The organism is Gemmatimonadaceae bacterium (genome assembly GCA_035606695.1).
In the GTDB taxonomy this organism is placed as follows: domain Bacteria; phylum Gemmatimonadota; class Gemmatimonadetes; order Gemmatimonadales; family Gemmatimonadaceae; genus JAQBQB01.
This window is the reverse complement of record DATNEW010000027.1, coordinates 157,013-168,828: the sequence shown is the minus strand read 5'-3', so window position 1 is coordinate 168,828 and position 11,816 is coordinate 157,013. Positions and strand designations below refer to the sequence as shown.

At 65.3% G+C, this 11,816-nt stretch carries 9 protein-coding genes; 2 read left to right on the top strand and 7 right to left on the bottom strand.

Annotated elements, in window-relative coordinates; all coding sequences use genetic code 11:
• Nucleotides 1-5: 5 nt before the first annotated feature.
• From VN706_14020 to VN706_13990, 7 genes are all read right to left on the bottom strand, one after another.
• A complete protein-coding gene (locus VN706_14020; GenBank protein ID HXT16751.1) occupies nucleotides 6-1,457 on the bottom strand; it encodes a hypothetical protein in 1,452 nt (483 codons plus the stop codon).
• Nucleotides 1,454-3,124 (bottom strand): maltose alpha-D-glucosyltransferase, encoded by a 1,671-nt coding sequence (gene treS / locus VN706_14015; protein ID HXT16750.1) that lies wholly within the window; start codon nucleotides 3,122-3,124, stop codon nucleotides 1,454-1,456. The genes VN706_14020 and treS overlap by 4 nt, the downstream gene beginning before the upstream one ends.
• Nucleotides 3,125-3,170: 46 nt before the next feature.
• The gene (locus VN706_14010) at nucleotides 3,171-5,261 is read right to left on the bottom strand and encodes an alpha-1,4-glucan--maltose-1-phosphate maltosyltransferase (protein ID HXT16749.1); all 2,091 of its coding nucleotides are present in this window, start codon (nucleotides 5,259-5,261) and stop codon (nucleotides 3,171-3,173) included.
• A 75-nt stretch (nucleotides 5,262-5,336) separates the two neighbouring features.
• Complete coding sequence (locus tag VN706_14005) at nucleotides 5,337-6,083, bottom strand: TVP38/TMEM64 family protein (GenBank protein ID HXT16748.1); 747 nt, start codon at nucleotides 6,081-6,083, stop codon at nucleotides 5,337-5,339.
• A gap of 66 nt (nucleotides 6,084-6,149) precedes the next feature.
• On the bottom strand, nucleotides 6,150-7,202 hold the full coding sequence (locus VN706_14000; protein HXT16747.1) for a zf-HC2 domain-containing protein: 1,053 nt from the start codon (nucleotides 7,200-7,202) through the stop codon (nucleotides 6,150-6,152).
• Nucleotides 7,186-7,713, bottom strand: coding sequence for a sigma-70 family RNA polymerase sigma factor (locus tag VN706_13995; protein ID HXT16746.1), 528 nt, complete (start codon nucleotides 7,711-7,713; stop codon nucleotides 7,186-7,188). The genes VN706_14000 and VN706_13995 overlap by 17 nt, the downstream gene beginning before the upstream one ends.
• Before the next feature lie 10 nt (nucleotides 7,714-7,723).
• Complete coding sequence (locus tag VN706_13990) at nucleotides 7,724-9,988, bottom strand: VIT domain-containing protein (GenBank protein ID HXT16745.1); 2,265 nt, start codon at nucleotides 9,986-9,988, stop codon at nucleotides 7,724-7,726.
• 84 nt (nucleotides 9,989-10,072) lie between these two features.
• Between VN706_13990 and lhgO the strand changes: the two genes are divergently transcribed.
• The gene (gene lhgO / locus VN706_13985) at nucleotides 10,073-11,341 is read left to right on the top strand and encodes an L-2-hydroxyglutarate oxidase (GenBank protein ID HXT16744.1); all 1,269 of its coding nucleotides are present in this window, start codon (nucleotides 10,073-10,075) and stop codon (nucleotides 11,339-11,341) included.
• Nucleotides 11,331-11,546, top strand: a complete 216-nt coding sequence (locus VN706_13980; GenBank protein ID HXT16743.1) for a hypothetical protein — start codon at nucleotides 11,331-11,333, stop codon at nucleotides 11,544-11,546. The genes lhgO and VN706_13980 overlap by 11 nt, the downstream gene beginning before the upstream one ends.
• Nucleotides 11,547-11,816: the final 270 nt, after the last annotated feature.

Below are 11,816 nucleotides of genomic sequence, written 5' to 3'. Positions count from 1 at the left end.
GCGCCTCACGCCGTGAACAGCTTCGAGATGCCTCTCATGGGAATCCACGCCCACGCCGGACGGTTGTTGAGCTCATACGCAAGCTCATAAAACGCCTTCTCCGTCTCGAACAGCGCAATGAGCTGCTTGATGTGCGACTGGTCCTCGGGGAGGATGTCGGACTCGTCGCCAACCGCCGCCGAGAGATACCCCTCGAGATACGCGAGCCGCACGTCCCGCTCCCAGCGCGCCATGCGAATCTCGCGCGTGCGCGGGTCGATCGCCTTCCCCGCCTCCATGCCGAGCGTTGCCGCGGCGTACGCAAAACTGCGCAGCATCCCCGCCACATCCCGTAACGCCGAGGTCTTCTCGCGGCGCTCGTCCAGCGACCGTGACGGCTCGCCCTCGAAGTCGATGACCATGAAATCGTTCGACGCCGTCCGCAGCACCTGGCCGAGATGATAGTCGCCATGCACGCGAATGCGCACGCCGACATCGTCGCCGAGATAGTCGTTGATCTCGTCGATCCACCCGAGATAGTGATCCTTTCGGCGCAGGAGCGCCTCGGCTTCCGCGCGCCGCTCGGCGGGAAACGTCTTCGATGGGAGCTGCCGCTCGAGCAACTCGAGTGAATCCCGAATGCTCTGCTGCGTGCGATGCGACCAGCGGTCGAGATCTTCGGGCTCGATCGGCTCGGGCTCGAACGCGGGATCGTCGTCGTCGCTCGCGAGCGCTTCATGCAGGCTGCGCGTGATCACGCCGAGCCGTTTCGCGTCGTCGAGAAAGGCGTTCGAGGGCTCGACGTTCATCGGCGCCGCGAAGTACGCGCGCCCCGTCTCGAGCGCATGACTCCACGCGTCGGATGACCCGGCCAGATACGTCTGCAGCATCCCGGCGGTCGTCACTTCGTTGCCGCGCTCGAACCGAATGCTGCCCAACAGCTTCGGCGTGTTCTCGAAACCAACACGCGTCAGGAACCTCGTCACCTCGACGTCGGGCTGCACGCCGGGCTTCAGCATGCGAAACAACTTGAGGATCGCGCGGTCTCCGATCACGATCGACGTATTGCTTTGCTCGGCCGATCCAACTGTGGATTCCGCGGGCAGATCGACGTTGCTCGCCGACTCCGCGATCCACCTCAGGCCGTTCGTCTCGGCCGACGCGCCGCGCTTTAGTGCGTCGATGAGTCCGCGACGAAAATCATCGTCGCGGGACGCTTCGCTCAGGCCCGCGCCGATTGCATCGCCGCTCGCGCGTGTCGTCACCGGAAGCTGGTATGTCTGTCGTGTTCCGTCGCCCAACTCGACCGCGATGCGCGCGATCGCAAACGCGCCGTCGCCCCACGGCAGTACTACGGCGTCTTGAACGTGCGCGGCCGAAGGCACCGCGCCTTTCGCGCCGAACCACCGCTGGCGTTGCAAGTAGCCAAGCAGCGCGTCGCCAGGCAGTGACTCGAGCGCCGCGAGCACGTTGTTCATGTCGACCGCTGGAATTCCTTCGCCACCTGCGGCGAGAGTATGCGGAACCAGAGAAAGTTGTGCGGTCCGAGCGTGAGGAGATACGGCAGCTCGCCGATCGGCGGAAAGCAGTTCTTGCTCCACAGCTCGAGCGGAATCATCCCGTTGAACTCGTGCAGATCGAGCTCGACGTACTGCGCGAAGCGCGAGAGGTTGTTGACGCACAGTATCGTTTCGTCGCGATAGCGGCGGATGAACACGAGCACTCGGCGATTCGCCGCGTCGACCGGCTCCCACGTGCCGCGGCCGAATGCCTGGTATTCCTGGCGCACCGCGATGACGCGGCGCATCCAGCGCAACAGCGACGTCGGCACGCGTTCCTGCGCCGCGACGTTCACCGTGTGATAGCCGTACGGCGGATCGACGATGAGCGGCGAGTAGAGCGCGGCGGTATCGGCTTCGCTGAAGCCCGCGTTGCGATCGGCGCTCCACTGCATGGGTGTGCGCACGCCATTACGATCGCCGAGATAGATGTTGTCGCCCATGCCGATCTCATCGCCGTAGTAGATGATCGGCGTGCCGGGCATCGACATGAGGAGCGCGTTCATCAGCTCGATCTGGCGTCGGCCGCTTTCCATGAGCGGCGACAGGCGCCGGCGAATGCCGACGTTGATGCGCATGCGCGGATCGCGCGCGTACTCGCGATACATGTAGTCGCGCTCTTCGTTCGTCACCATCTCGAGCGTGAGCTCATCGTGGTTGCGCAGGAAGATCGCCCACTGGCATTCCGGCGGGATGTCCGGCGTCTGCCGCATGATGTCCACGATCGGCGTGCGATCTTCCTTGCGCAGGGCCATGTACATGCGCGGCATGACCGGGAAGTGGAACGCCATGTGGCATTCGTCGTTGTCGCCGAAGTACGGCCGCACGTCGCTCGGCCACTGATTGGCTTCGGCGAGAAAGATGCGGCCTGGAAACTCGGCGTCGAGCGCGCGGCGCAGATCCTTCAGCACTTCGTGCGTCTCGGGCAGGTTCTCGCAGTTCGTGCCCTCGCGCTCGATGATGTACGGAATGGCGTCCAGGCGCAGGCCGTCGACGCCCATGCGCAGCCAGAAGCGCATGACGTTCTTGACTGCCTCCAGCACGTCGGGATTGTCGAAGTTGAGATCGGGTTGGTGGCTGAAGAAGCGATGCCAGTAGAACTGCTGCGCCTCGGGATCCCAGCTCCAGTTCGACTTCTCCGTATCCGTGAAGATGATGCGCGTCTCGGCGAACTTGTTCGGGTCGTCGCTCCACACGTACCAGTTGCGATCCGGTGAATCCTTTGGCGCGCGCCGGGCGCGCTGAAACCACGGATGTTGATCCGACGTGTGGTTGATCACGAGCTCGGTGATCACGCGAATGTTCCGTTGATGCGCCTCCTCGAGGAACGTGCGGAAGTCGGTGATCGTGCCGTACGTCGGATTGATTTCCTCGTACGACGCGATGTCGTAGCCGTCATCCTTGAGCGGCGACGGATAGAACGGCAGCAGCCAGATCGTGTTGGCGCCGAGCTGGTGGATGTAGTCGAGCTTCTCGATCAGTCCGCGAAAGTCACCAAAGCCGTCCGCATTGGAGTCGCGGTAGCTCTTGATGTGCAGCTGATAGATGATGGCGTCTTTGTACCACAAGGAGTCGTTATCGGGCATCGTGCTCTTCAAAAGGCGGCGGAACTGCGAATGGAAACGGCGCTCTTCACGACGATACATTCTCCACGACAAAGAGATGCCCCGGCTGAAGGGCTGGATCGAGCCGAACGTAGTTTCGCACGCCGCGCCATGTGTAGCGCGCGCCCGACAGCAGATCGTGCACCACGTACGACTGTTCGTCGTCGATTCCCATCTCGTGAATCGGGACGTGCACCATCGTCTCCTGCACGTGATGCGGATCGGTGGCGACGGCGATGAGCAGATGACTCGCGCCGCTGGGTAGACCGAGCCCAAGCGATTGCGCGATCTTGCGCGGCACCGGCGTTGGCCGCGTTCCCGTCCACTGCTCGGCGGGATCGACCGGTGCCTTGCGATAGAACAGGACCGACGGGTTTTCGCTCGTGTGAAACGACAGATTGGCATAGCGCTGCAGCGCGGGCTGCTCGCGCCGAATGCGATTCAACGTCTCAATGTCGTCGTTGATATTGCCGTGCGCCGCGTAGTCGCGCGGGCGCAATTGATACTTCTCGGAGTCGAGGTACTCCTCGCTGCCCGGGCGCACCGGAACGTTCTCGCCGAGCTCGAACCCGCTGTAGATGCCGTAGAGCGGCGACAATGTCGCCGCCAGCAGCAACCGAATGCGAAACGCCGGCCGGCCGCCGGTTACTAAATACTCATTCAAGATATCTGGTGTATTCGCGAACAGATTGCCGCGGTAGTACTCCACCATCGGAGTCTGCGTCAGCTCCTCGAGATAGGGCCGCAGATCCCACTCGGCGTTCTTCCACGTGAAGTAGGTGTACGACATCGTGAAGCCGAGCTTCGCGAGCGCGTTCATGCGCTTCGGCCGCGTGAACGCTTCGGCGAAGAAGATCGCGTCGGGATGATCCTTCTGCACCTCGCGGATGACCCACTCCCAGAACGCGAACGCCTTCGTGTGCGGGTTGTCCACACGGAAGATCTTCACGCCGTGTCGAATCCAGTAGAGGAGCACGTCGCGACAGGCATTCCACAAGCCTTCGCGATCCTCGCACCAGAAGTTCAGCGGATAGATGTCCTGATACTTCTTCGGCGGATTCTCCGCGTACTGGATCGAGCCGTCGGGGCGAACGTGAAACCAGTCCGGATGCTCCTTCACCCACGGATGATCGGGCGAACACTGGAGCGCATAGTCGAGCGCGATCTCGAGGCCGAGGCCATGCGCGGTCTCGACGAAGCGATCGAAATCCTCGATGGTCCCGAGCGCCGGCTCGATCGCCGTGTGGCCGCCATGCTCGTTGCCGATCGCCCACGGACTGCCGACGTCGTCGGGCTCCGGTGTGAGCGAGTTGTTCTTTCCCTTGCGAAACTTGTGGCCGATCGGATGAATCGGCGGCAAATACACCACGTCGAATCCGAGCTGTGCGACGTGCGGCAGGCGCGCGGCAGCGTCCATGAACGTGCCGTGGCGCGGCGGTTGTCCGGGCGTCGGCGCCGTCTGCGATCGCGGGAACATCTCGTACCACGACGCGAATCGCGCTCGCTCGCGGTCGACCGTGATGGTCAGCTCGTGGCGAGAACGCGTGACGTCCGACGGCTTGTAGTGATCGTGCATCAGCGCGCTCAAGTCCTCGTCGAGCGCGCGTTGAATTCGTTTTTCGATCGCCGAGTCGCGCCGGTCCTCGAGAAGCTTGGCGGTCATCAGGAGCGACGCTTTCGCGGCGGCGGACCTCGTCGAGCGCGCCGCCGTGCGCGCGAGCTGCGCACCTTCCGCGAGCTCGAGCTGCACGTCCTGCCCCGCGCTCACTTTCTTCTCGAGCCCCGCGCGCCAGGTGGCGAAGCGGTCCGTCCATGCTTCCACGGCGAACGTCCACCGGCCGATGCGATCGACCGTGAACGCACCGAACCAGCGGTCGCTGTCGAAGTCGTAGACCAGCGGGCTGGCAGACCACTCGCTCTCGCCCGGCGCGCGATAGATCACGCGCGCGGCAACGAGATCGTGGCCCTCCTTGATGATGTCGGCCCCGACGCTGACGACGTCGCCAACGATGCGCTTGACGGAATGACGGCCGCCGTCGAGCTCAGGTGTAACGCACTCGATGACGATGTATTCGAGCCGGCGTGCCGAAGACCGCCGGTCGGTTTTTCTTTGGGGCATGGTGCCAGAAGCGGGGTGGAAGCGTAACCGCCCGTCGCAACAAATATTCCGGCGAACGGTTACTGCCGCGCGGGCCTACGGAAGATTCCGCGCTTCCCGATGAATGACAACCTCGCCCCGCTGCGACAAGCGCGTCCACAGCTTTGGCGCAAGAGACAGCAGGATGAGCAGAACGCTGGCGATGATGAGGCTCGTGGTCGCCTGACGCCGGCCGTTGCCTACACCCTCGAGCAGACTGTCCGCGAAATACGTGTAGATCAGTGTCGAGGGCAGAACGCCGATCGCCGTCGCGGCCAGGTAGGAACCGAGCGGCGCGCGCGCCAACCCGCCGATGAAATTCACCGTGCCGAGCGGGATCACGGGCACCAGGCGGAGGCGCAGCATTCCGTCGAAGTCGCGAGAGTCCTCGACCGCGGCCGCCGCCTTCTTGAAGCGATGCACCCACCGCAGCACGACGTCGTGCGCAATCGTGCGCGCGAGCCAGTAACCAGTGAGCGAACCGAGCATCGCGCCGATCCAGGCGAGCACGCTGCCGAGCAGGGTACCGAAGAGCACGCCGGCCGCGACGGTGAAAGGCATTCCGGGTACGCCGACCGACGTCCCGATAGCGAACACGATGACGAATCCGACGGCGAACGCGACGAAGCTGTGAGAGCGGCGCAGGCGAGCGACGTGTTCGAGGGCGTGGCGATAGTCGAACCAGCCAAGCTTCCATCCGGCAAGTCCGGCCACAACGAGGATCAGCGCCAGGACGCCGAGTCGGACGAGGGCGGATTTTGTGTGGGGAACGCCTCGCGTCGCGAAGCTTGGCCGTTGTTGCATGCAGCCTGACTAAAGATCACAACGCGTGCCCGCGATTCGGCGCGATTCCCCGAGCGCTATTGGCTCTTAGTGTGGGCAGCCCACGCGCCGTACTTCGACCGGCCTGCTCTCAGCGCCAGAGGTCGCTTCCGCGACGCGACCCGAGGCCGACAGCGTCAGCGACACCGGCCGCAGCTCCGGCTGCGCACGAAAGTCCACGACGATGCCGCGATTTGGGATTTCGCGCCACGCACTGCCGGGCACCACACTGTCGATGTGCGCATCAAGCGTGATCGCGCGAACGACGTTGCGTTGCGCGGCGTCGTCACGAACGAGCGCGAAACGCGGCGGAATGACTCGCAGCCACGCGCTGCTGTCGCGCTCGACGAGATAGCAGCCCGGTGTGAGTGCCCCGAGCGCGGCCGAGCGCATCTCGTTCATCGCCGGTCGCGCGCTGACGCCTTGCGCGCTGGCGAAACCCGGTGCGCCGGCGGCAGCTGCCGTCGCAGCGGGAGAGAACGACTGTGGCGCCGCGACAATACGCGCGGCCTTTTCGTCGTGCGGCTTCACGGTATCAACCGCCGTGCCGGCCGATGCCGCGACTGCTTGATTTGCCGCGGCGGTGCTCATCGCCGCCTTTGCCGGTGGCGCGGCCGTCGCGGTAGTTTCAGCGCGCGGTTGCGCCGCGGCGCTGTCCGGGCGCACAACGGAAACGGAACGAGCCGGAACAGCAGTAGCCGGCGCCGGAGCAGTCGCCGCGGCCGGCGCCGAAACGCGAGCGTCAGGACCGGAGACGACCGTCTTCGGCACCATTTTGTTCGGCGTGTCGTGGCGTACCGCGAGCATCGCCGACACCGCCAGGAGAACACTTGCCGCGAGTGCCGCGCGAGCCGGCGTCAGTCGCAACCGACGCCATACCGAGCCCGCGCGCACCGGCGCGGCGGGCGGAATCACGTTCCCGCGAACCACGTCCAGCGACGACACGATCCGCGACGCGCCCGCGATCATCCCCCGCGCCTCGGCGACCTGCGCCGTGCACGTCGCGCACTCGACGAGGTGTCTCGCGATCGCCGTCGTTTCCTCGTCGTTCAACGCGCCGTCGAGCCACGCGTGAATGGTTCCTTCATCGAGATGCTGCATGCGGTCCTCGAGCCGCACTCTCGCGCGGCTGCAATGATTCATACGCTTCCACCAACCGGCGGCGCGCGCGCGCCAGCGTCGTTCCAACCGATCCAATCGACAGGTTCAACGCGCTCGCGATCTCCGTGTAGTCCAACCCTTCCTCGCGCATCAACAGCGCTTCGCGATCACGCTCCGCGAGCATTTCCAGCGCGCGGCGCGCCAACGCCGCTTCTTCCGCGCGCTCGATCGTGAGGGGCTCCGGCTCAACCACGTCGTCGGCTTTCGCCTGCTCGCGCAACAACTCGAGATGCCGGCGGCGGCGCGCGTCCTTGCGTGCTTCGTCGCGCACCAGGTTGGTCGCCACCGCGAAAAGCCATGAGCGTTCGCTCACGATCGAATCCTGCCGCGCGGCGCGAAGGAACGTCTCCTGGACCATCTCTTCCGCCCAATCGCGATCGCCCAACCGCCGCGTCAGATATCTGACGAGCGGTTGATGATACTCGCGAAAGAGACGATCCAGATCGGTCATGAGTGAATCCTTACCACTCTTTCGCGATGGCCGCGAGTGCCTGGGACGAAAGCTCCGTCGCGCCGTCGTCGGCCAGCACGATCGCTTGCGACTTGCCGGCGATCGCGACGCGGGTGCCGAGCGCAAACGCGTTCCGCAATTCGGGGATGGCGTCGAGGATGTCGAAGTACGCCCGGCTGAATGGTTTGATGATCAGCTTCTTCATGCCCGGCTGATAGCGGACATCGGTCCACACGCCGTCGCGCAGCGCGAACGCACGGCTGCCGACATGCCGCATTGCCGCGCCGTTCGCGCCGCCGCTGCCTCTCGCCAGCATGGAGTCCAGCGCCACCGTCGTCGTGACCGCGCGCTGCTCCGCCGCTGCTTTCGCGGCCTCGAACCGAAGATCGCGGAGTTGGACTGGTGCGGGCGCGGCCGCCGCTGCCGGTGATCCCGCGGCGCCGTTCAACGCCCCTCTCATCACGCCGATGTTCGCGGCAAACCGCGGCTCGGTGACGAGGTACGAGGTGAACTCCGTCGGAATGCCATAGCGCTCGCCGAGCGATTTGATCTCGTCGTCGAGCTCCGGCGAGGCACCGTTGCGATGACGCTCGGCGCTCAGAAATCCGACGCGCTGCGTTGCCCACAAGCGTGCGACGTACGGACTCGAGCGATCGCGTTCCGGAAAGTCGACGGTCGACGTCCAGCGGACCGGCGCACCGCGGCGATTTCCCTCGACGACGACGCGTGCCGATCCGTGACCCGAGTATCGCGCGAGGAGGACGAGATCGGCATCGGCGAATACGTCCGCGGGCTGTGTCGGCAGCATCTTCGCCAGCTGCACGTCACCGTCCACGCGCACACGAACGTCGGTGAGCACCGGATCGACGAGCCGATGCGCCACGACACCAACCATGCGCTCGACCGATTCGTCCGGCCGCACGAACTGCGACGTCCCGCGCCCCTCGAGGGCGAGCTGCTCGAGCAAGCTCACGTTCACGTCGGACCCCAGACCGAAGGTGAAGATCCGTCGCGGTGTCGCGGCGTGCGCGTTCGCCTCGACGGCGATCGCGGTCAAGCGATCCGGCGAGCGCTCGCCGACGCTCGGCTCGCCGTCGGTGACGAACAGCACCAGCGGCAGGCGGCCATTCGTGACGGCGGGACGCAGCGCTTCGCGCAACGCCGCTTCGATGTTCGTGCCGCCGTCGGCCTCGAGCGACTCGAGGTATCGTCGCGCGGCACGCACGTTCTCCGCAGTGGCGGAGACGAACTCGTCGCGGAAATTGTGAACGTCGCTCGAGAAGTCGATCAAACGGAATCGATCGCTCGGACGCAGTGTGGAAAGCAGTTGCACGCCCGCCGCGCGCGCTTGTTCGATCTTGCGTCCCGACATCGAGCCGGATACGTCGAGTACGAGCGTGATGTCTCGCGGCGAGCTCTCCGTGGCGGAAACCGCGGGCGGCGTGACGGTGAACAACGCGAAGCCGTCTTCGCCGCCCGGCGCGTAGGGCAGCATTCCCACCGACGAAGCGTCGGTGCGGCGTACGGGCACGAGGAGCGTGACATCGCGCGCATCGCCGCGCACCGACACCTCACGGCGGCCGCCGCGGTCGCTGACGTCGAGCGAATGCGTGGGTGAATACGCATTCCCAAGGCCGGCGCCCGGCGAATACGTCAGCGTGAAACTGCGGCTTCCGTCGTCGTGCACGTTCGACGACGACACGCCGGCGGCGCGGAAGTAGTCGATGCGCAGCGCGTCGCCTTCGCGCGGCGCGACGCTCTGAAAGCGAATGACGACCCGCTTTTCTTCTCCGGGGTTGAGCGGAAAGATGCGCGCGCGAACCAGGCCGCGGCCCATCCACTCGACGAGCGCGGGATCGCGCTGCGTGCGCACGATGTTCTCATAGATGCGCCGTGCGTCCGCGGCATTCATCGTTTCGCCCGAGACCAGCTCGCCATTGATCGACAGCTTGAGATCCTGAAACGCCGCGTTCGCGGGCAGCGGGAAGATGTAGTCCGCCTCGCCAAGCCCGGCGCCGCGATTCACGAATCGCTCTTCGACCTCATAGTGCAGCACGCGATCGGTGAGCTCGACGTGTACGTCGCTTCGCGTGCGCGCGATGTTGGTCGCGCAGTCGCGAATCGGCACGGTCACTCCCGGCCGCTCGGTCATCGGCGTCCAGCTCACGCAGGGACGTGGAATGATCCACCCTTGCGCGCCGAGAGCAGCGCCGACCGGCGCGGTACAGAGGAGAGAAAGCGCGAAACGCGCGGCGAACGAGAGTCGGGTCTGCATGGAACGCCTCGGCATGTGGCCAGTTGTCACAGAGGGAGACGCCGTGTCGTGGGCGATTTGCACATCGACGCTTATTTTCAGCCCATGCCGACGGTCGCGGTCATTGGGGGCGGTCTGGTGGGCCTCGCGAGCGCGCAGGAGCTGCTGGCGGGCGGACGGTTCGATCGCGTCCTGCTCCTGGACAAGGAGCCGGATGTCGCCCGACACCAGTCCACGCACAACAGCGGTGTGTTGCACGCGGGCTTGTACTACACGCCGGGATCGCTCAAGGCGCGGCTGGCCGTGCGTGGATTGCGTGCGATGGTCGCCTTTTGCCGGGAACAGGGCGTCGCGCACGAGCAATGCGGCAAGGTCGTCGTCGCGACGGAGGACTCCGAGCTCGAGCGACTCGCCACGCTGCTCGAACGTGGGCACGCGAACGGGTTGCAGGGACTGCGGCGTCTGGACGCGCGCGAGTTGCGTGAGATCGAGCCACATGCTCGCGGCATCGCGGCGGTTCACGTTCCTGAAGAAGGGATCGCGGACTACGCCGGTGTCGCGCAGGCGCTCAAACGGCTCATCCTCGCGCGCGGCGGCGAGGTCGTGCTCGATGCCCGCGTCGCGTCCCTCGAGCGGACGAACGGTGGGTGGAGAATCGGCACCGGGCGCGGATATATCGACGTCAATACAATTGTCAATTGCGCCGGACTGCACGCCGACCGTGTCGCGCGCCTGGCCGGCGAGAAGACGGACGTGCGCATCGTGCCGTTTCGCGGCGAGTATTACACGCTACGGGCGGACCGCGCATCGCTCGTTAGGAATCTGATATATCCGGTTCCTAATCCAGCCTTTCCCTTTCTTGGCGTACACCTCACACGCTTGATTCACGGCGGCATCGAGGCAGGTCCGAACGCCGTGCTCGCTTGGGCACGCGAGGGGTATCGGAAGCGGGACGTCAACGTGCGCGATCTCGCCGAGGCGGTGACGTTTCGCGGCCTCTGGCGATTCATCGCCCGCTATCCGAGCGTCGTTACCTACGAAGTGGCGCGCTCATTCAGCCGCCGCTTGTTCCTCAAGTCGCTCAGGCGGCTGGTGCCGGAGCTTCGCCGCGGCGACCTCGTGCCCGGGCCGACGGGCGTTCGCGCGCAAGCGATGCTGCCGAATGGCGATCTCGTGCAGGACTTTCAACTCGTCGTGCGTGAAAATGCCGTGCACGTGCTCAACGCGCCGAGTCCCGCGGCGACCGCGTCGCTGGCGATCGGCGACGAGGTGGCTCGGCTCACCGAGGCGGCAGCGGGCGTGCTGCTGCCGGGGCTGGCACCGTCGTTGCCCCACAACGCGTCGCATCCAACGGGAGATCTGAATGGCCGATGAGACGCGTGGTAACGACGGTGACACCGCGGCCGCGCATGACGCGGGCGGTGCGGCAAAGCGGTCTGACGTGCACGACACATCGCGGCAAGGCTCAGGCGGTACGGAGGCGGGACAGGAAGCCCGTCGCGGCGTTCCACCGGGTGAGCACGACGACGAGCATCAGAGCAACTACGGCGGCGGCGGACCGCACGGTGGAGCGAAATAGAGCGAGCGAGAGCGAACGAGAGCGAGCGAGAGCGAACGAGAGAACTGGAACGACGCACCATTCAGAAACACAAACAAGCGGCGGAGCACCTCGACAGGTGCTCCGCCGTTGCCGTTCGTCTCAACGTGCTCTCATCTCACTCGAGCTAAAGCGCCCGCCCCGCCGCCACACCGCCGCCACTACCGCTCGCCCCGAGCGCCTGTCGATAAAGCATCGAGCGTACCACGTCGCTCGGGACGACACGTGAAAAGCGAAACTCATGACGCGCAC

Excerpts from the sequence above, each read along its gene's own strand:
- VN706_14000 (HXT16747.1), bottom strand. The coding sequence starts at position 7,202 with ATGCAGCATCTCGATGAAGGAACCATTCACGCGTGGCTCGACGGCGCG.
- treS (HXT16750.1), bottom strand. The coding sequence starts at position 3,124 with ATGCCCGATAACGACTCCTTGTGGTACAAAGACGCCATCATCTATCAG.
- lhgO (HXT16744.1), top strand. The coding sequence starts at position 10,073 with ATGCCGACGGTCGCGGTCATTGGGGGCGGTCTGGTGGGCCTCGCGAGC.
- VN706_14010 (HXT16749.1), bottom strand. The coding sequence starts at position 5,261 with ATGCCCCAAAGAAAAACCGACCGGCGGTCTTCGGCACGCCGGCTCGAA.
- VN706_14020 (HXT16751.1), bottom strand. The coding sequence starts at position 1,457 with ATGAACAACGTGCTCGCGGCGCTCGAGTCACTGCCTGGCGACGCGCTG.
- VN706_14005 (HXT16748.1), bottom strand. The coding sequence starts at position 6,083 with ATGCAACAACGGCCAAGCTTCGCGACGCGAGGCGTTCCCCACACAAAA.
- VN706_13990 (HXT16745.1), bottom strand. The coding sequence starts at position 9,988 with ATGCAGACCCGACTCTCGTTCGCCGCGCGTTTCGCGCTTTCTCTCCTC.
- VN706_13995 (HXT16746.1), bottom strand. The coding sequence starts at position 7,713 with ATGACCGATCTGGATCGTCTCTTTCGCGAGTATCATCAACCGCTCGTC.
- VN706_13980 (HXT16743.1), top strand. The coding sequence starts at position 11,331 with ATGGCCGATGAGACGCGTGGTAACGACGGTGACACCGCGGCCGCGCAT.